Source organism: Stenotrophomonas sp. RG-453 (assembly GCF_033843685.1).
Taxonomy (GTDB): Bacteria; Pseudomonadota; Gammaproteobacteria; order Xanthomonadales; family Xanthomonadaceae; genus Stenotrophomonas; species Stenotrophomonas bentonitica_A.
The window spans coordinates 170131-187602 of record NZ_JAMYED010000004.1; the positions used below are offsets into that span (position 1 = coordinate 170131).

Genomic DNA, 17472 nt, shown 5'->3' on the forward strand with positions numbered 1-17472 from the left:
GGTACTTAAGGATGGCACGTCAAGCCGCGCCCGCCAATCGTGCGGCTTCCTCCAGGTCGACACTGACCAGTCGGCTGACGCCCGGTTCGCGCATGGTCACGCCGGAGAGCTGGTGGGCAGCTTCCATCGTGGCCTTGTTGTGGCTCACAAACAGGAACTGAACCTTCTCGCTCATTTCCTTGACCATGTTGGCCAGGCGACCGACGTTGGCTTCGTCCAACGGCGCGTCCACCTCGTCCAGCAGGCAGAACGGTGCCGGGTTGAGCTGGAAGATCGCAAACACCAGCGCCACCGCGGTCATCGCCTTCTCGCCACCGGACAGCAGCGAGATGCTCGACACCCGCTTGCCCGGCGGCCGCGCCATGATCGCAACACCGGTGTCGAGCAGGTCTTCACCTGTCAGCTCGAGGTAGGCGTGGCCACCACCGAACAGGCGCGGATACAGCTGCTGCACACCGGCGTTGACGCGGTCGAAGGTGTCCTTGAAGCGGCCGCGGGTCTCGCGGTCGATCTTGCGGATCGCATCCTCCAGGGTTTCCAGCGCGGTGGTGAGGTCGGTGTTCTGCGCATCCAGGTACTCCGAACGCTGCGACGCCTCGCCGTATTCCTGGATGGCGGCCAGGTTGACCGGCTCCAGCCGGCGCATGCGGCCATCGATCTGGTGCACGGCCTGCTCCCAGTCGGTGACCCGCGCATCCTCGGGCAGGCTGTTGATCACATCCTGCAGCACGAAGCCGGCCTTCTCCACCGAGGCCGACAGCTGGTCAGCACTGAGCACCAGTGCCTGCTGGTCGAGCTTGCGCTGGGAAATGCGCTCGCGCTGCGCCAGCGCCTGTTCGTCGCGCTGGTGGCGGGTCTGCTCGAACGTGCGCAGTTCGGCATCGATGCCATCGAGCAACGTACGGGCTTCGCCCAGCACGCGGTCGGCACGCACGCGCTCGCCCAAGGCGTTCTGATGTTCGGCTTCGAGCGCCTTGACCGGCGAATCACCTTCGTCCAGCTGCGAATGCAGTTCACCCAATCGCGTATCCAGCTGCCCACGCTGGGTACTCATGCGCTCCAGCGCCTGGCTCAGCGAGGCGATCTGCGCGCGCTGCGATTCCAGCGTCAAGGCGAGCGAATGCGCCGCCTCGCGCACGTTGCGGGCCTGGTCGCGGGCCTGGTCGCGGGCATCGGTAAGCTGGCGACGCTCGCCTTCCAGCGCGGCGCGGACCGATTCCAGGTCGCCCATGCTGGTGACCGCATCGTCCAGCCGCGAACGTGCTTCGCGCACCTGCTCGCGACCGGCATCCAGCGTCTCCAGCAATTGCACCAGCTCGCCTTCGATGCGGTCGATGCGGGTGCGTGCGGCCTCCACCTTGCCCTGCTGGCTCTGCAGCTGGCCACCGAGCTCGGAAACGCTGCGATGGGCCAGGTACAGCTGGCGCTGCGCGTCTTCGCGTTGCTGCTCACCGGCCAGCAACTGGTCACGGAAGCCGGCCAGCTGCTCTTCCAGGGCCGCTTCGCGGTCCTGCAGTGTTTCAATCTGCTCGCGCAGGGTAACAATCTCGCGTTCGCGCAGCAGCGCGCCCTGCTTGGCCGCGCCGGAGCGCGACACGCGCACCCAGCCCTCGCCCAGCCGCTCGCCACCGCGGGTGATGACCGAGTCGCCCTCGCCCAGTGTCGCCTGCAGCGAACGGGCGGACGCGAGATCCTCGGCGGCATGCAGGCGTGCCAGCAGCCGACGGATCGCAGTGGGGCCCTGCACTTTCGCGGCCAGCGAGGTCGGCGCGACATCCAGCGCGTCCTGCTCGGCCGAGACCAGCGCGATACGGCCTTCGCCGAGTTCGCCCAGCGCATCCACCAGCGATGCCGGGGAATCGACCAGCACGCCCTCGATCAGCTGGCCGAGCGCGCTTTCCACGGCGTTTTCCCAGCCGCTCTCCACGGTCAGGCGTTCGCCGACACGCGCGCCCGAATCCAGCCCGCGTGCCTTCAGCCAGGCCACCGCGGCGCCCTGCTCCTGGCCTAGTGCGGCCTGCTGCAGGGTCTCCAGTGACGACAACCGGCCGCGGGCGGCCTGGGCCTGCTTGCGGATCTCGGCCAGCTCGGTCTGCCCGGCGCGCTGGCGGTCCTGCAGCCCGGCCACGGCATGCTTGCGTTCTTCCACCTGCTCGTTGAGCGTGTCCAGCGAGGCCTTCTGGGTCTCGTGCTGGAGGTGCAGTTCTTCGAACACCTCGGCCAGGGCGTCCAGATCCAGCCCGGCGCGCTCGGCCTGCAGCGACTCGCGGCGGCGATCGGCTTCCAGCACCTGGCGGTCCAGATAATCCACGCGGGTGCGCTCGACTTCGCCGGCGCGCGAGGCTTCGGAGGTGCTGCGGGTATGGCTCTCCCAGCGCTGCTGCCAATCGGCCAGCCGGGCCTCGGCATCACGCAGGGCTTCCTGCTTGATCTCATTCTCTTCCTGCAACTGCTCCAGGCGCGGCTCGGCATCGTCCACTGCCTCGCGCAGCACCATCAGCTTGGCCTCATCGCCACTGATGTGCTGGCCCAGATCGGCCAGGGCCTGCTGCGCTTCATCGCGCGCCTTGTTCAGTCGCTGCGATATCTCGCGCTGATGCTGGATCTGCTGCTCCAGGCGGGCCAGCGTGCTGCCGACCTGGTAGACCTCGGCCTGCGCGGTGTTGAGCGCATCGGAGGCCTCTTCGCGGCGCAGGCGGCTGGTTTCGATGCGGGCTTCGGCATCGCGCTGCTCGGCGATCAGCTGCTGCAGGCGGGTCTCCTCGCGCGAAAGTGCTTCGCGCAGGCCGCCCAGGCGGCCATCCAGCCCACGGTATTCCAGCGCCTTCCACTCGGCGTCCTTGACCTTGCGCTCTTCCTGCAGCGCCTGGTACTGCTCGGCCTGGCGCGCCTGGCGCTTGAGGTGCTCGAGCTGTTTGCCGATCTCCTCGCGCAGGTCGTTGAGGCGGTCAAGGTTCTCGCGGGTATGCCGGATGCGGGTCTCGGTTTCCTTGCGGCGCTCCTTGTACTTGGAGATGCCGGCAGCTTCTTCCAGGTAGACCCGCAGATCTTCAGGCCGCGCCTCGATGATCTTGCTGATCATGCCCTGCTCGATGATCGAGTAGCTGCGCGGCCCCAGGCCGGTGCCGAGGAACAGGTCGGTGATGTCGCGGCGGCGGCACTTGGTGCCGTTGAGGTAGTAGTTGCTGCTGCCGTCACGGCTGACGGTGCGCTTGACCGAGATCTCGTTGAATGAGGCGTACTCGCCGGTGATGGTGTGGTCGGTGTTGTCGAAGATCAGCTCGACGGCGGCCTGCGAGACGGGCTTGCGGGCGGAGGAGCCGGAGAAGATGACGTCGGTCAGCGAGTCGCCACGCAGGCGGCTGGCGGAGCTTTCGCCCATCACCCAGCGCACGGCATCGATGATGTTCGATTTGCCACAGCCATTGGGGCCCACCACGCCGGTCATGTTGGTCGGCAGGTGCAGCGTGGTCGGATCGACGAAGGATTTGAATCCGGACAGCTTGATCGTGGACAGACGCATGGCGTGATTGGGTTCCGGGCGAAGGCCTGAAGCGACCCCCACCATGGTGGATTACGGAGCGGATTTACCCCTCAAGCCATTGATATTGCAGGACTTCAATGACCCCGGGGGCGACGCGATAGCCTGAGTATAACGGGGCCGGTGTTCAGCGCGCTGCGGGGGCGGCTCCAGCCCGCATTTCCAGCGTGGGGCAAGGCGGGACGGCACGGGCGGGGGTTCAGGGCGCGTCCCGGTCCGGGCTGCCCGGCGCCCTCCCGCCTGTATCGTCACGGCCAAGCCGTTGCGGTTGCCGTTGCCACAAACAAAAAACGGGCACCCTCGCGGGTACCCGTTTCAGTGACGCCCGCCTTTCGGCAGGAATCAGGCCTTTTCGGCTTCCACAACCACCTTGACGGTGGTTTCCACGTCGGCGTGCAGGTGGACAGTCACCTCGTACTCGCCCACGTTGCGGAAGGCGCCTTCGCCCAGGATCACTTCGCTCTTTTCCAGCGGCAGGCCGGCAGCGGTGAAGGCTTCGGCGATATCGCGCGGGCCGACCGAACCGTACAGCTTGCCTTCCGTCGAAGCGTTGGCAGCGATGGTCACGCTCTTGCCTTCCAGCTGCGCCTTGCGGGCTTCGGCATCAGCGTGGATCGACTGGGCCTTGGCTTCGTAATCAGCGCGCTTGGCTTCGAACTCGGCCACGTTGGTCGCGGTGGCCGGAACGGCCTTGCCGGTCGGGACGAGGAAGTTGCGGCCGTAGCCCGGCTTCACGTCGACCAGATCGCCCAGACCGCCGAGGTTGGTGACCTTCTGAAGAAGAATCAGCTTCATGGTGTAGCTCCAAATATGTATTCGTTAGCGAGGCCCAGGCCCCGCAGCGATGGCTGTCCGAATATCCGAACGGCAGATCCTTCACCCCGCCCGACGCTTCACAGCGCGGGCGGCGGGATCCGCGAAAGCGGCGACCAGCAGGCCGCCCGCCTTCATCAGACGTCGTGGTTGTCGGTGTACGGAATCAGGGCCAGGAAACGGGCGCGCTTGACGGCCGTTGCCAGCTGGCGCTGGTACTTCGACTTGGTACCGGTCACGCGGCTCGGCACGATCTTGCCGTTCTCGGTGAGGTACTGGCGCAGGGTGTTGAGATCCTTGTAATCGATCTCCTTCACACCTTCGGCCGTGAACTTGCAGAACTTGCGACGACGGAAGAACTTGGACATGTCAGTGCTCCTTAAGCGGCCGAAGCGGCGTCTTCGCCGGCATCGGTGTCAGCGGCGGCGGGGGTGGCTTCACCTTCTTCGTCATCACGACGACGACGCTCGCCACGCTCGGGCTTGTCACCCTTCTCGTCCTTGCTCTTCATGATCAGCGACTGCTCGGTGTCAGCTTCGTCACGCTTGATGACGAGGTTGCGCAGCACGGCGTCGTTGAAGCGGAAGCTTTCCACCAGCTCGCTCAGCACGGCCTGGTCGCACTCGATGTTGAGCATGACGTAGTGGGCCTTCACCAGGTTCTGGATCGGGTAAGCCAGCTGACGACGGCCCCAATCTTCCAGACGGTGGATGGTGCCGTTGCCGTTCTCGACCAGCGCCTTGTAGCGCTCGATCATGGCCGGGACCTGTTCGCTCTGGTCCGGATGGACCAGGAACACGACTTCGTAATGACGACTCATGTGTTTTTACCTTTCGGATGTGGCCCTTTGAGGGCCGGACAGCCCCCCGCAGGTGAACGCGGTGGGGCAAGGGTCCTGCCCGGAATCAGACAGGAAGCCGCGCATTGTGGCAGCAGAAGGGGTCACAAGGCAAGCCGGGCGGGCTGAACAGGCCCGGCGCACGGGCGATCAGGCCTTGTCGGCCTCGGTCGTGAAGCTCTCGCCGCAGCCGCATTCAGCGGTGGCGTTCGGGTTCCTGAACGTGAAGGTCTCGCTCAGCCCGTGCTTGCCGAAGTCGATTTCGGTGCCGTCCACCAGCTCGAGGCTGGTGGCATCCACATAGATGCGGACCCCATCCTGCTCGAAGACGGTGTCGCCCTCGCGCTCATCGCGGGCCAGATCGGTGATGTGGCCCCAGCCGGAACAACCGGTGCGGGTCACGCCGAAACGCAGGCCCAGCGCGCCGGGCGTCTGCTCGACGAACTTCTGCACACGGGCAAAGGCAACAGGGGTAAGGCTTACGGCCATGACAGGCAACTCCAGCGGATCGTGATCATTATAGGCGCCCCGGACCGCAAGAAATGCCTCGCAAGCCGAACACCGCACCCGTTAAACTCCGTGTTCAGAGATCGAGTCGATCAACAGAGGATTCAAGTCATGACGGTGGTCAGCGTTGAACATGCGCTTGCCGGGAAGATCCCGGAAGGCGGCGAGGCAACAGTACGCGGATGGGTCCGCACGGTGCGCGGCTCTGCGGCGCTTGCCTTCGTCAATGTCACCGATGGCTCCTGCTTCGCCCCCATCCAGGTGGTGGCCAATGACACCCTGGCCAATTTCGATGACATCAAGAGCCTGACCCCGGGCTGCTCGGTGATCGCCCGCGGCACCCTGGTCAAATCCCAGGGCAAGGGCCAGTCCTTCGAGATCCAGGCCAGCCACATCGAGATCGTCGGCCTGGTCGAAGACCCGCTGACCTACCCGATCCAGCCCAAGCCGATGAGCCCGGAGTTCCTGCGCGAAGTGGCGCACCTGCGCCCACGCACGAACCTGTTCGGTGCGGTTACCCGCATCCGCAACTGTCTGGCCCAGGCCGTGCACCGGTTCTTCCACCAGAACGGCTTCAACTGGATCAGCACCCCGATCGTGACCACGTCCGATGCCGAGGGCGCCGGCCAGATGTTCCGGGTCTCGACGCTGGACATGGCCAACCTGCCGCGCAACGAAAAGGGCGAGGTGGATTTCAGCCGCGATTTCTTCGGCAAGGAAACCTTCCTGACCGTGTCCGGCCAGCTGAACGTCGAGGCGTACTGCCTGGCGCTGAGCAAGGTCTACACGTTCGGCCCGACCTTCCGCGCCGAGAACTCCAACACCACCCGCCATCTGGCGGAGTTCTGGATGATCGAGCCGGAAATCGCCTTCGCCGATCTGGCCGAAGATGCGCGCCTGGCCGAGCAGTTCCTGAAGTACCTGTTCCGCGCGGTGCTCGATGAGCGTGGCGACGACCTGGCCTTCCTGGCCGAGCGCGTGGACAAGAACGCGATCACCAAGCTGGAAGGCTTCATCAACGCCCCGTTCGAGCAGATCGACTACACCGAAGCGGTGAAGCTGCTGCAGAACTCGGGCAAGAAGTTCGACTTCCCGGTCGAATGGGGCCTGGACCTGCAGACCGAGCACGAGCGCTGGCTGACCGAAGAACATATCGGCCGCCCGGTGGTGGTGACCAACTACCCCGAGCACATCAAGGCCTTCTACATGCGCCTGAACGACGACGGCAAGACCGTCGCGGCCATGGATGTGCTGGCCCCGGGCATCGGCGAGATCATCGGCGGCAGCCAGCGCGAAGAGCGCCTGGATGTGCTCGATGCACGCATGGCGCAGTTCGGCCTGGACCCGGCGCACTACGGCTGGTACCGCGACTTCCGCCGCTACGGTTCGGTGCCGCACGCCGGCTTCGGCCTCGGCTTCGAGCGCCTGGTGGTATACGTCTGCGGCCTGAGCAACATCCGCGACGCGATCCCCTACCCGCGCGCACCGGGCAGCGCCGAATTCTGATCGACCTACGGAGGCACTGAACCATGACCCTGTTCTTCGCGCTGTGTTTCGTCGGCGTGGCGATCGCCGGGTTCAGTGCCTTCGTGATCTTCTGGCCGCTGACCCTGGTCCACATCCGCGACCGCCACCCGGCGCTGGCCAATCGCTTCGGCGCGGGTGCCTTCCTGCGCCCGGACGCGCTGCGCTGGCTGCTCGGCCGCGACTATCGGCAGAGCAGCGACTGCTCGCTGACCGGCCTGGCCACGCCGGCCTGGCTCTCGCTGCTCACCCTTCTTGCCGGACTGGGCATGGCTGCCCTGCTCTGGCTGCTTTCGATGGTACTGACATGAACGACGACACCTCCCACCACGACGAGTGGTTCCTGGCCAGCCTGGGCAACACCCTGATCTGGGCGCGCCTGCGCGTGCGCCCGGCCGGTACCGCCGAGGTGCTGGACAGCGACGGCAACACGCTGAGCTACGACAGCGAAGACACGGCACGCTCGCAGCTGTTCGACGCCGAGTTCGTCGCCTACGACGGCCTGGATGAAGAGGACGCGCTGGTGCGCGGCTTCTCGCTGCATGAAGTGCAGCCGCCGCAGGCCGACAGCGACGATGCCCTGCACGGCCGCATGATCCAGAGCCTGGGCGCCCGCGCGTAACCGACGATGTTCATCCCGTCCGCCTTCGTCGAGACCGACCTGATCTGGCTGGACCGGCTGCTGGCGCGCGATGCGTTCGTCACCCTGGTGACCAACGGCGCCGACGGTTACCCGCAGGCCACGCGCCTGCCGGTGGTGTACACGCGTGATGCTGGCGGCATCCTGATCGAAGGGCACTGGGCCAAGCCCAACCCGCAGGCGGGCCATGCCGGCCCCGCGTTGATGCTGGTGCACGGCCCGCATGCGTATGTGTCGCCGGGCTGGTATCCGGACAAGGACGCGCAGGCACGCGTGCCGACCTGGAATTACGCCGCCGCCGAACTGCGTGGCGTACTGGAACCGGTCACCGATGATGAGGCACTGATCGCGATGCTGGACGGCCTCAGCGCGCACTATGAGGCCGGCGTCGGCGGCAACTGGGACCTGCTGCCGATCGAGCCGCGCCAACAGCGCATGCTTGGCGGCATCGTTGGCTTCCGTTTCCGCCCGGCGCAGGTGCAGATCAAACTCAAGCTCAGCCAGAACCATCCCGAGGCCAACCAGACCAGCGTGATCGACGCGCTGTCGACACTGGACGCCCCGGCATCACGCGAGCTGGCGCAGTGGATGCGCTGGCGCCGCGAGGGCGGCCCCGCCGCCGACTGACCCTCCCCACTCCTGCGACGACGCGGCCACCCTGGCCGCGCCTTGCCCCCACCCGACGTCAGGGACCCCGCACGATGAAAGACATCCACAAGCTGCTGCAGAACAACCGCGAATGGGCGGACCGGATCGAGAAAGAGGATCCGGAGTTCTTCCATCAACTGGCCAAGCAGCAGCACCCGGAATACCTGTGGATCGGCTGTTCCGATTCGCGCGTGCCCGCCAACCAGATCATCGGCATGGCGCCGGGCGAAGTGTTCGTGCATCGCAACGTGGCCAACGTGGTGGTGCATACCGATCTGAACTGCCTGAGCGTGATCCAGTACGCCGTGGATCAGCTGAAGGTGAAGCACATCCTGATCGTGGGCCATTACGGCTGCGGCGGCGTGCACGCCAGCTTGAACAACACACGCGTGGGCCTGGCCGACAACTGGCTGCGGCACGTGGGCGATGTGGCGCAGAAGCATGCGGCGATCATGGATGCGATCGAAGAGCCCGAACTGAAGCATGCGCGCCTGTGCGAGTTGAACGTGATCGAGCAGGTGGTCAACGCCTGCCGCTCGACGATCGTGCAGGACGCCTGGGCGCGTGGCCAGAAGCTGATGGTGCACGGCTGGGTGTACAGCCTGAAGGACGGCCGGGTGCGCGAGATGGGCATCGACGTGGGCGCACCGGAAGAGCTGCAGGGCGCATACGAAAAGGCCCTGTCCTACGTTCCGCGCCACGGTCGGCGCGACTGATTCTTCCTCTTTCGGACAGCGCCCATGCTTGCCTCCCCCATCAATCTGCTTGCCTGGATCGAAGAGCACCGGCATCTGCTGAAGCCGCCGGTCGGCAACAAGATGATCGAGAACGGCGACTTCATCGTGATGGTGGTCGGCGGCCCGAACAGCCGCACGGATTTCCATTACGACGAAGGCCCGGAGTGGTTCTATCAGCTCGAGGGCGAGATGACGCTGAAGGTGCAGGAGGATGGCGCGGTACGCGACATTCCGATCCGCGCGGGCGAGATTTTCCTGTTGCCGGGCGGCGTGCCGCATTCGCCGCGCCGCCCGCCGGGTGGTGTGGGTCTGGTGGTGGAGCGCAAGCGGTTGGCGCATGAGCGCGATGGATTGATGTGGTTCTGCGAGCAGTGCAATCACAAGTTGTACGAGGAGTTTTTCGCGCTGGAGAACATCGAGACGGATCTGCCGAAGGTGTTTGATCGCTATCACTCCTCGCTGGAGTTGCGCACGTGCGATGCGTGCGGGCATGTGGATCCGTTGCCTGAGAAGGTGGCTGTTGAGGGGTGATGGTTCGCTCGCTTTACGGCGTCAGCACTTGAGGGCTTGAGAGGCTGAGGGCTTTAGGGCTTTAGAGCCGGCGGTTGAGGTGCCTGCGAGTGGGCCGGCGGGGGTGGGTTTCCTGGACCCACCCACAGCGGCCCGCACACCGAAACGTCACTCCGGACGCTTTGGCTTTGGCTTTGGCTCCGCTTTGGCGTGTAGTCCGCCTTCCACCTTGAGCGCCAGCTGCCAGCCACCAGCGCACGCCAGATCAGCACAGCAAGCCTGATTCAGCCCACGCCCCCACCACCCGGATAAACTGTCGGCTCACTGACACCGCCGGTTGCACCATGTCCGAGATCCTCAGCCGCACCCATGCCGTTGCCCTGGACGCCGCCGATCCGCTGCGCAGCCTGCGCAACGAATTCGTCTTTCCCCAGCACAACCACCGCGACCAGACCTACTTCGTCGGCAACTCGCTGGGCCTGCAGCCGCGCGGGGCACGTGCCGCCGTCCAGGAAGTCATGGACAAATGGGCCTCGCTGGCCGTCGAAGGCCACTTCACCGGCGACACCCAGTGGCTGCACTACCACCGCCTGGTCAGCGAACAGCTTGCCCGCGTCGTGGGCGCCCTGCCCAGCGAAGTCGTGGCGATGAACACCCTCAGCGTCAACCTGCACCTGATGATGGTCAGCTTCTACCGGCCCACCGCCGAGCGCCCCGTCATCCTCATGGAGGCCGGCGCCTTCCCGACCGACCGGCATGCGGTGGAATCGCAGCTCCGCTTCCATGGCTTCAACCCGGAAACCGATCTGGTGGAAGTGCAGCCCGACGAGCCGAACGGCACCATTTCGCTGCAGGCGATCGAGCGCGCCATCACCGAACACGGCCCACGCCTGGCGCTGGTGCTGTGGCCCGGCGTGCAGTACCGCAGCGGCCAGGTCTTCGATCTGGAGGCCATTACCCGCATGGCGCGCCTGCAGGGCGCTCGGGTCGGCTTCGATCTGGCCCACTCGGTCGGCAACGTGCCGTTGCAGCTGCACGACATCGCACCGGATTTCGCCGTGTGGTGCCATTACAAGTACCTCAACGCGGGCCCGGGCGCCGTCGCCGGCTGCTTCGTGCACGAGCGCCACCACCGCGACGCCACCCTGCCGCGTTTCGCGGGCTGGTGGGGCCATGAAGAGGCCACGCGCTTCAAGATGGCCCCGCAGTTCGTGCCCGCCGTGGGCGCTGAAGGCTGGCAGCTCAGCAACCCGCCCGTGCTGGGCCTGGCCCCGCTGCGCGCTGCGCTGGAGGTGGTCGACAAGGCCGGCGGCATCGACGCGCTGCGGGTCAAATCGTTGCGCCTGACCGGCATGCTGGATGCGCTCGTTCGCGCGCGTCTGTCCGGGGTGCTCGAGGTGCTGACCCCGTCCGAACCGGAACGCCGCGGCTGCCAGCTCTCGCTGCGCGTGGCCGGTGGCCGCGAGCGCGGCCGCAGCCTGTTCGAGTACCTGCAGACCGTGGGCGTGCTCGGCGACTGGCGCGAGCCCGATGTGATCCGCATTTCGCCGACCCCGCTCTACAACCGCTACCTCGACCTGCACCACTTCGTCGAGGAAGTGGAAGCCTGGGCTGGCCTCTAAGCCGCCCTCCCCGCCCCCACGGACATTGACTTGATCGCTACCCCCTCCCGCTCGCTGAGCATCATCGGCGCAGGTCTGGCCGGTTCGCTGCTTGCCATCCTGCTGTCCCGCCAGGGCTGGCAGATCACCTTGTATGAGCGCCGCGGCGATCCGCGCGTAAGCGATTACGAGTCCGGTCGCTCGATCAACCTGGCGCTCGCCGAGCGTGGCCGCCATGCGCTGCGCCAGGCCGGTGTCGAAGACGCGGTCATGGCCAAGGCAGTGATGATGCGCGGGCGCATGATCCACCCGCGCGAGGGCGAACCGCAGCTGCAGCGCTACGGCCGCGATGACAGCGAAGTGATCTGGTCGATCCACCGCAAGGACCTCAACACCACGCTGCTGCAGCTGGCCGAGGATGCGGGCGCCACCGTGCATTTCCACCGCCGCCTGCACACCGTGGATTTCGATGCCGGCTACGCGCGCTTCATCGATGACCGCGACGACCAGCCGCACGATATCCGCTTCGATACCCTGATCGGTGCCGACGGTGCCGGTTCGGCTTTGCGCGCGGCGATGAACCGCAAGCAGCCGCTGGACGAGCGCATCGACTTCCTGGATCACTCCTACAAGGAACTGGAGATCCCGCCGACCGCTGACGGTGGTTTCCGGATCGAGGCCAATGCGCTGCACATCTGGCCGCGCGGGCACTACATGTGCATTGCGCTGCCCAACGACGAAGGCACGTTCACCGTCACGCTGTTCCTGCCCAACGAGGGCGACCCGAGCTTTGCCACCACCAACAGCGGGGCCGAGGCCGAGGCGCTGTTCGCGCGCGACTTCCCCGATGCACTGGCGCTGATCCCGAACCTGCGCCGCGATTGGGAGCAGCACCCGCCGGGCCTGCTCGGCACGCTGCACCTCAAGCATTGGCACATGAAGGGCCGCGCGGTGCTGATCGGCGATGCCGCGCACGCGATGGTCCCGTTCCACGGCCAGGGCATGAACTGCGCCTTCGAAGACTGCATCGCACTGGCCGCGCACCTGCTGGAGCAGGATTCGCTGGGCGAGGCCTTCGCCGCCTTCGAAACCGACCGCAAGCCGAACGCCGAGGCGATCCAGCAGATGGCGCTGGAAAACTACCTGGAGATGCGCGACCGCGTGGCCGATCCGCAGTTCCTGTTGCAGCGCGAACTGGAACAGGCGCTGCAGGCGCGGTGGCCGACCCGCTTCGTGCCGCATTACACGATGGTCACCTTCCTGCGCACCCCGTATGCCGTAGCGCTGGCCCGCACCGAGCTGCAGCGGCGCATGCTGGAGGACGCCACCGCCGGGCACGACAGCCTGGCACATATCGACTGGGCCGCCCTGGAGCGCCTGGTCCACGAACAACTGCCAGTCCTGGAGGGCGCGCACTGATGTCCGACAGCTTCCTGTTCTATGACCTGGAAACCTTCGGCCAGGACCCGCGCCGCACGCGCATCGCGCAGTTCGCCGGCATCCGCACCGATGCCGATCTGAACATCATCGACGAGCCGGTCAGCTTCTACGTCAAACCGGCCGACGACCTGTTGCCCTCGCCGGTCGCCACGCTGATCACCGGCATCACCCCGCAGCATGCCCTCAGCGCCGGCGTCACCGAGGCCGAGGCGTTCGCGCGCATCAACGACCTGATGTCGCGGCCTGGGACCTGCACGCTGGGCTACAACACCCTGCGCTTCGACGATGAGTTCGTCCGCCACGGTCTGTTCCGCAACTTCTACGACCCCTACGAGCGCGAATGGCGCAACGGCAACTCGCGCTGGGACCTGCTGGACATGATGCGGCTGCTGCACGCGCTGCGCCCGGACGGCATTGTCTGGCCGCAACGCGAGGATGGCGCGACCTCCTTCAAGCTGGAACATCTGGCCGTGGCCAACAACGTCCGCCAGGGCGATGCGCACGAAGCATTGTCCGATGTGTACGCGACGATCGGGCTGGCGAAGCTGTTCAAGCAGGCGCAGCCGCGGCTGTGGGACTACGCGCTGAAGCTGCGTGACAAGCGTTTCGTCGGCGGCCTGCTGGATGTGGACGCGATGCAGCCGGTGCTGCACATCTCGATGCGCTATCCGGCCCAGCGCATGTGCGCTGCGCCGGTGCTGCCACTGGCGCGCCATCCCTTCATCAACAACCGCATCATCGCGCTCGATCTGGAGGGTGATATCGAACCGTTGCTCGAGCTGCCGCCGGAAACCATCGCCGCGCGCCTGTACACCCGCGCGGCCGACATGGCGGAGGGCGAGCAGCGCGTGCCGCTCAAGGAAGTGCACCTCAACAAGGTGCCGGCGCTGGTCGCATGGAACCATCTGCGCCCGGCCGACCATGCACGCCTGGGGATCGACCCGGCCGCGATCGAGGCCAAGGCCGAGCGCCTGCGCCAGATCGGACCGGCGCTGGCCGAGAAGGTCCGCCAGGTGTATTCGGGCGAGCGTAGCCTGGCGCCCAGCGATGTCGATGCCTCGCTGTACGACGGCTTCCTGGCCGACGGCGACAAATCCCTGATGTCGCGGATCCGTACCAGCCCGCCGGCCGAGCTGGCCAGCTTCGCCGAGCGCCTGCGTGACCCGCGCATGCCCGAACTGCTGTTCCGGTACCGCGCCCGCAACCATCTGGACACCCTGGACACCACCGAGCGCTCACGCTGGAACGATTATCGTCGCCAGCGCCTGCTCGGCGACGCGTCGCTGGGCGAACAGACCCTGCCGCAGTTCACCGCGCAGCTGGATGCACTGGCCGCAGAGCATGCCGACGATGCCGGCAAGCTCGCCCTGCTGCAGCAGCTGCGCGACTGGGGCACCCACCTGCAGAGCAGCCTATGAGCACGTATTTCAGCCCGGCCACGTTCACGTTCCTGCGTGGCCTGGCCCGCAACAACGACAAGACCTGGTTCAACGAACACAAGCCAAAGTACGAAGAACATGTCCGCCAGCCGTTCCTGCGCCTGATCACCGATCTGCAGCCGGACCTGGCCGCGGTCAGCGAGCACTTCCGCGCCGACCCGCGCACCGTGGGTGGGTCGTTGTTCCGCATCTACCGCGATGCGCGCTTCTCCAACGATAAATCGCCCTACAAGAGCTGGCAGGGCGCGCGCCTGTTCCATGAGCGGCGCAAGCAGGTGCCGGCCCCGTCGTTCTACATCCACCTGCAGCCAGGCGAGAGCTTCGTCGGCGCGGGGCTGTGGCATCCCGAGCCGGCCACCCAGCGCAAGGTGCGCCACTTCATCGTCGACAATCCCGGCAGCTGGAAGGCGGCCGCGCATTCCCCGGTGCTGCGCAAAAAGTTCGATTTCGAGGAAAGCGAGAAGCTGGTCCGTGCCCCGCGGGGTTTCGAGCCGGATTTCGAGTTCATCGACGATCTCAAGCATCGCAACTGGGTGTTCTGGCGTTCGCTGGACGATGCCACGATGACCGGCCCGCGGCTGCGCCAGACCATCGCGGCCGACCTGGTCACGCTGGCGCCATTCGTGGACTACCTGTGCGCGGCGCTGGACCTGGAATTCTGAGCTTCACGTGCGCTGACGTCCGCTGCGGCAAGCTGGGCACCATGACGACAAGGCAGACCCGATGAAGAAACTGCTCTGGTTGCTGGTCACCGTGCTGCTGGTGCTGGCCGGCATTGTGTTCAGCGGGCCCTACGTGACCGTGCACGGCCTCAGCCGCGCGATCGAACAGCGTGATACCGCCAGGCTCGACCGTTACGTGGATTTCCCGATGCTGCGCGCCAACCTGCGCGCCCAGCTCAGCGACTACGTGGTCCGTCGCGCCGGTCCGGACATGCAGTCCAGCCTGTTCGGCGCGTTGCTGCTCTCGGCCGGCGACCGGCTCAGCGCGACCGCCGTGGATGCGCTGGTGACGCCGACCGGCATCGGCGCGCTGCTGGAGGGCCATACCCTGTGGAAGCGGGCCAGCAATGACCTGGACAGCCCGAGCAACGATGCCTACGCGGCGCCACGGCCGGCGCGCCCGCTGAAGGGGGCGACCCACCATTTCGACTCGCTGTCGCGCTTTACCGCCACCACCTACACGCCGCAGGGCGCACCGGTGGTGTTCATCCTGCAGCGTTCGGGCCTGCGCTGGCGGCTGGTGGACATCCGCCTGCCGCTGAATCCGGACACCACCGCGCCGTCGGTCCTGCCGATCCGGTAGGTACCCACCGTTGGTGGGTACATTGGCGCCACCGTTGGTGGGTACATCGGCACCACCGTTGGCGGATACCTGGGCCCCACGTGCATCCGGGCCGTGCATCAACCGCCGTTGGCGACCCCGTGCGGCACATGCCCGGCCGCCACGCTCTGGTGCTGCAGCGCGCTGTCGATGTTGTGCTGGGAATCATCGAAGAAGATGTCCGCGCCGAACGCTTCCAGGAACGGCCCCTTGTGGCGGCCGCCAAGGAACAGCGCTTCGTCCAGACGCACGCCCCACTCGCGCAGGGTGCGGATCACGCGCTCGTGCGCCGGCGCCGAGCGCGCCGTCACCAGGGCGGTGCGGATCGGGGCATCCTCGCCCGAGGGGAACACGGCCTGCAGCGTATGCAGGGCCGAGAGGAAATTGCGGAACGGGCCACCACTGAGCGGCTCGCGGGCGTTTTCCCGCTCGTGGCGACCGAACGCTTCCACGCCCTGCTCGCGCGAAATGCGCTCGCTTTCATCGCCGAAGATCACCGCATCGCCATCGAAGGCGATGCGCAGCTGGCCCAGCGGACGGCCCAGATCGACCTGCTCGGCCGCGGCAATCGTCTCGCCCGGCGGCTTGGGCAGGATGGTGGCCGCGGCGATCCCGTGCAGCAATGCGCGGCGCACCGATTCCGGGTTGGCCGACAGGAACAGATCGGTGCCGAACGGCTTCACGTACGGCCAGGTCGGCTCACCTGCGGTGAAGGTCGCGCGGATGATGCCCAGGTCGTAGTGCTGGATCGAATTGAAAATGCGCAGGCCGGTGTCGGCCGAGTTGCGCGAGAGCAGGATCACTTCCACCCGCGGCTGTTCCGGTGACTGGCCCTGGTTGAGCGCCAGCAGCTTGCGCACCACCGGGAAGGCCACGCCGGGGCGCAGCACATCGTCTTCGTGCTTGCGCTGGTACTCGGCATAGGCATCGACGCCTTCGGCCTCGAACAGCGCATGGCCCTCTTCCAGATCGAACAGGGCCCGCGAGGTCACGGCAACGGTCAGCAAACGGGGGGTGTTGTCGCCCATGGCAATCAGCAATCCAATGCGGCCGCAGCGGCCGGCCATCCATTCTCCCACAGAGCATGGCCGCCACGGCCAAGCGCCCTCAGAACATGAACTGCTCGCTCAGGATCCGGTCTTCCAGGTTGTGTTCCGGGTCGAACAGCATGGTGACGCGGCGCTCGCGCGATTCGCGGATGGTGACTTCCACCACATCGCGGGTTTCGTGCGAATCGGCGGTGACGCTGACCGGGCGCTTGTACGGGTCGAGCACGCGGAACCGCACTTCCGTGTCGGCCTTGAGGATCGCACCGCGCCAGCGGCGTGGGCGGTACGGAGCCAGCGGGGTCAGTGCGATGGTGTGCGAGCCCAGCGGCAGGATCGGGCCGTGCGCGGAATAGTTGTAGGCGGTGCTGCCGGCCGGGGTGGCCACCAGCACGCCGTCGCCGATCAGCTCGGCCACGCGTTCCTGGCCATTGAGGTCGATGCCGATGTGCGCGGCCTGGCGGGTCTGGCGCAGCAGCGAGACGTCGTTGTAGGCCAGCGAGCCGGTGGTGGTGCCGGACTCGGTCAACGCCAGCATCTCCAGCGGCCGCAGGTTGGCCGGCTCCGCGGCCGCCAGGCGCGCGGGCAGATCATCATCACGGAACTGGTTCATCAGGAAGCCCACCGTGCCCAGCTTCATGCCGAACACCGGCTTTTCCAGCGCACCATAGCGATGCAGCGTCTGCAGCAGGAAGCCATCCCCCCCCAACGGGCACAGCACCTCGGCCTGCTCGGGCGTGTAGTCGCCATAGCGGGCCCGCATCTGTGCCAGGGCGAGCTGCGCCGCTTCGGTGGAGCTGGCCATGAAGGCGATACGGGGGGTGTCGCTCATCGGTGAATCCGGGTGGGGTATGCCGGCAAGAGC

Annotated in this window: 18 protein-coding genes; 11 read left to right on the forward strand and 7 right to left on the reverse strand. The window is 66.5% G+C overall.

The features are described 5' to 3' along the window. Positions 1-19 precede the first annotated feature (19 nt). The 5 genes from smc to NJD74_RS09125 all read right to left on the reverse strand — a co-directional run bounded on the left by smc (position 20) and on the right by NJD74_RS09125 (position 5681). Positions 20-3523 (reverse strand): chromosome segregation protein SMC, encoded by a 3504-nt coding sequence (gene smc, locus NJD74_RS09105; protein ID WP_319624035.1) that lies wholly within the window; start codon positions 3521-3523, stop codon positions 20-22. A 360-nt stretch (positions 3524-3883) separates the two neighbouring features. Continuing rightward, entirely contained in the window at positions 3884-4336 is a 453-nt protein-coding gene (gene rplI, locus NJD74_RS09110; RefSeq protein ID WP_019184347.1) for a 50S ribosomal protein L9, read from the reverse strand. 155 nt (positions 4337-4491) lie between these two features. Beyond that, positions 4492-4722 (reverse strand): 30S ribosomal protein S18, encoded by a 231-nt coding sequence (gene rpsR / locus NJD74_RS09115; protein WP_002804494.1) that lies wholly within the window; start codon positions 4720-4722, stop codon positions 4492-4494. A gap of 11 nt (positions 4723-4733) precedes the next feature. Next, positions 4734-5174 (reverse strand): 30S ribosomal protein S6, encoded by a 441-nt coding sequence (gene rpsF, locus NJD74_RS09120; protein ID WP_070470512.1) that lies wholly within the window; start codon positions 5172-5174, stop codon positions 4734-4736. A 168-nt stretch (positions 5175-5342) separates the two neighbouring features. Beyond that, a complete protein-coding gene (locus NJD74_RS09125; protein ID WP_019184349.1) occupies positions 5343-5681 on the reverse strand; it encodes an iron-sulfur cluster assembly accessory protein in 339 nt (112 codons plus the stop codon). Positions 5682-5810: 129 nt separating this feature from the next. Here NJD74_RS09125 and asnS point away from each other — a divergent pair, with 129 nt between their 5' ends. The 11 genes from asnS (at position 5811) to NJD74_RS09180 (ending at position 15543) form a co-directional block, all read left to right on the forward strand. Beyond that, positions 5811-7205, forward strand: a complete 1395-nt coding sequence (gene asnS, locus NJD74_RS09130; RefSeq protein WP_319624036.1) for an asparagine--tRNA ligase — start codon at positions 5811-5813, stop codon at positions 7203-7205. Positions 7206-7228: 23 nt separating this feature from the next. Continuing rightward, positions 7229-7534: a hypothetical protein gene (locus NJD74_RS09135; RefSeq protein WP_070470515.1), complete on the forward strand. Its 306-nt coding sequence runs from the start codon at positions 7229-7231 to the stop codon at positions 7532-7534. Beyond that, positions 7531-7845, forward strand: a complete 315-nt coding sequence (locus NJD74_RS09140) for a hypothetical protein (protein WP_046273331.1) — start codon at positions 7531-7533, stop codon at positions 7843-7845. Before NJD74_RS09135 ends, NJD74_RS09140 begins: the two co-directional genes overlap by 4 nt. A gap of 6 nt (positions 7846-7851) precedes the next feature. Next, positions 7852-8490 (forward strand): FMN-binding negative transcriptional regulator, encoded by a 639-nt coding sequence (locus NJD74_RS09145; RefSeq protein ID WP_070470517.1) that lies wholly within the window; start codon positions 7852-7854, stop codon positions 8488-8490. Between the two features lie 74 nt (positions 8491-8564). After that, positions 8565-9227, forward strand: coding sequence for a carbonate dehydratase (can, locus tag NJD74_RS09150; RefSeq protein ID WP_070470518.1), 663 nt, complete (start codon positions 8565-8567; stop codon positions 9225-9227). 24 nt (positions 9228-9251) lie between these two features. Then, on the forward strand, positions 9252-9779 hold the full coding sequence (locus NJD74_RS09155; protein WP_046273329.1) for a 3-hydroxyanthranilate 3,4-dioxygenase: 528 nt from the start codon (positions 9252-9254) through the stop codon (positions 9777-9779). Positions 9780-10102: 323 nt separating this feature from the next. Next, positions 10103-11380 (forward strand): kynureninase, encoded by a 1278-nt coding sequence (gene kynU, locus NJD74_RS09160; protein WP_102787982.1) that lies wholly within the window; start codon positions 10103-10105, stop codon positions 11378-11380. Positions 11381-11410: 30 nt separating this feature from the next. Further along, a complete protein-coding gene (locus NJD74_RS09165) occupies positions 11411-12778 on the forward strand; it encodes an NAD(P)/FAD-dependent oxidoreductase (RefSeq protein ID WP_319624037.1) in 1368 nt (455 codons plus the stop codon). Beyond that, positions 12778-14217 carry an exodeoxyribonuclease I gene (sbcB, locus tag NJD74_RS09170; RefSeq protein WP_319624038.1) on the forward strand — a complete coding sequence of 480 codons (1440 nt, stop codon included), beginning with the start codon at positions 12778-12780 and terminating at the stop codon, positions 14215-14217. Before NJD74_RS09165 ends, sbcB begins: the two co-directional genes overlap by 1 nt. Further along, positions 14214-14900, forward strand: coding sequence for a DUF2461 domain-containing protein (locus NJD74_RS09175; protein WP_019184359.1), 687 nt, complete (start codon positions 14214-14216; stop codon positions 14898-14900). The genes sbcB and NJD74_RS09175 overlap by 4 nt, the downstream gene beginning before the upstream one ends. Positions 14901-14961: 61 nt before the next feature. Further along, positions 14962-15543, forward strand: coding sequence for a DUF2939 domain-containing protein (locus NJD74_RS09180; RefSeq protein ID WP_019184360.1), 582 nt, complete (start codon positions 14962-14964; stop codon positions 15541-15543). Between the two features lie 98 nt (positions 15544-15641). On the opposite strand, the gene NJD74_RS09185 is transcribed toward NJD74_RS09180, so the two are convergent. After that, positions 15642-16589 (reverse strand): 5'-nucleotidase, encoded by a 948-nt coding sequence (locus NJD74_RS09185; RefSeq protein WP_026069966.1) that lies wholly within the window; start codon positions 16587-16589, stop codon positions 15642-15644. A gap of 79 nt (positions 16590-16668) precedes the next feature. After that, on the reverse strand, positions 16669-17439 hold the full coding sequence (locus tag NJD74_RS09190) for an NAD kinase (protein ID WP_070470529.1): 771 nt from the start codon (positions 17437-17439) through the stop codon (positions 16669-16671). Positions 17440-17472 lie beyond the last annotated feature (33 nt).

What these genes read in the sequence shown, in the direction of transcription:
- sbcB (WP_319624038.1), top strand. Translation starts at nt 12,778, where the DNA reads ATGTCCGACAGCTTCCTGTTCTATGACCTGGAAACCTTCGGCCAGGAC.
- NJD74_RS09190 (WP_070470529.1), bottom strand. Translation starts at nt 17,439, where the DNA reads ATGAGCGACACCCCCCGTATCGCCTTCATGGCCAGCTCCACCGAAGCG.
- rplI (WP_019184347.1), bottom strand. Translation starts at nt 4,336, where the DNA reads ATGAAGCTGATTCTTCTTCAGAAGGTCACCAACCTCGGCGGTCTGGGC.
- NJD74_RS09185 (WP_026069966.1), bottom strand. Translation starts at nt 16,589, where the DNA reads ATGGGCGACAACACCCCCCGTTTGCTGACCGTTGCCGTGACCTCGCGG.
- NJD74_RS09125 (WP_019184349.1), bottom strand. Translation starts at nt 5,681, where the DNA reads ATGGCCGTAAGCCTTACCCCTGTTGCCTTTGCCCGTGTGCAGAAGTTC.
- asnS (WP_319624036.1), top strand. Translation starts at nt 5,811, where the DNA reads ATGACGGTGGTCAGCGTTGAACATGCGCTTGCCGGGAAGATCCCGGAA.
- NJD74_RS09140 (WP_046273331.1), top strand. Translation starts at nt 7,531, where the DNA reads ATGAACGACGACACCTCCCACCACGACGAGTGGTTCCTGGCCAGCCTG.
- rpsR (WP_002804494.1), bottom strand. Translation starts at nt 4,722, where the DNA reads ATGTCCAAGTTCTTCCGTCGTCGCAAGTTCTGCAAGTTCACGGCCGAA.
- NJD74_RS09180 (WP_019184360.1), top strand. Translation starts at nt 14,962, where the DNA reads ATGAAGAAACTGCTCTGGTTGCTGGTCACCGTGCTGCTGGTGCTGGCC.
- smc (WP_319624035.1), bottom strand. Translation starts at nt 3,523, where the DNA reads ATGCGTCTGTCCACGATCAAGCTGTCCGGATTCAAATCCTTCGTCGAT.
- NJD74_RS09135 (WP_070470515.1), top strand. Translation starts at nt 7,229, where the DNA reads ATGACCCTGTTCTTCGCGCTGTGTTTCGTCGGCGTGGCGATCGCCGGG.
- can (WP_070470518.1), top strand. Translation starts at nt 8,565, where the DNA reads ATGAAAGACATCCACAAGCTGCTGCAGAACAACCGCGAATGGGCGGAC.
- NJD74_RS09145 (WP_070470517.1), top strand. Translation starts at nt 7,852, where the DNA reads ATGTTCATCCCGTCCGCCTTCGTCGAGACCGACCTGATCTGGCTGGAC.
- NJD74_RS09175 (WP_019184359.1), top strand. Translation starts at nt 14,214, where the DNA reads ATGAGCACGTATTTCAGCCCGGCCACGTTCACGTTCCTGCGTGGCCTG.
- rpsF (WP_070470512.1), bottom strand. Translation starts at nt 5,174, where the DNA reads ATGAGTCGTCATTACGAAGTCGTGTTCCTGGTCCATCCGGACCAGAGC.
- kynU (WP_102787982.1), top strand. Translation starts at nt 10,103, where the DNA reads ATGTCCGAGATCCTCAGCCGCACCCATGCCGTTGCCCTGGACGCCGCC.
- NJD74_RS09155 (WP_046273329.1), top strand. Translation starts at nt 9,252, where the DNA reads ATGCTTGCCTCCCCCATCAATCTGCTTGCCTGGATCGAAGAGCACCGG.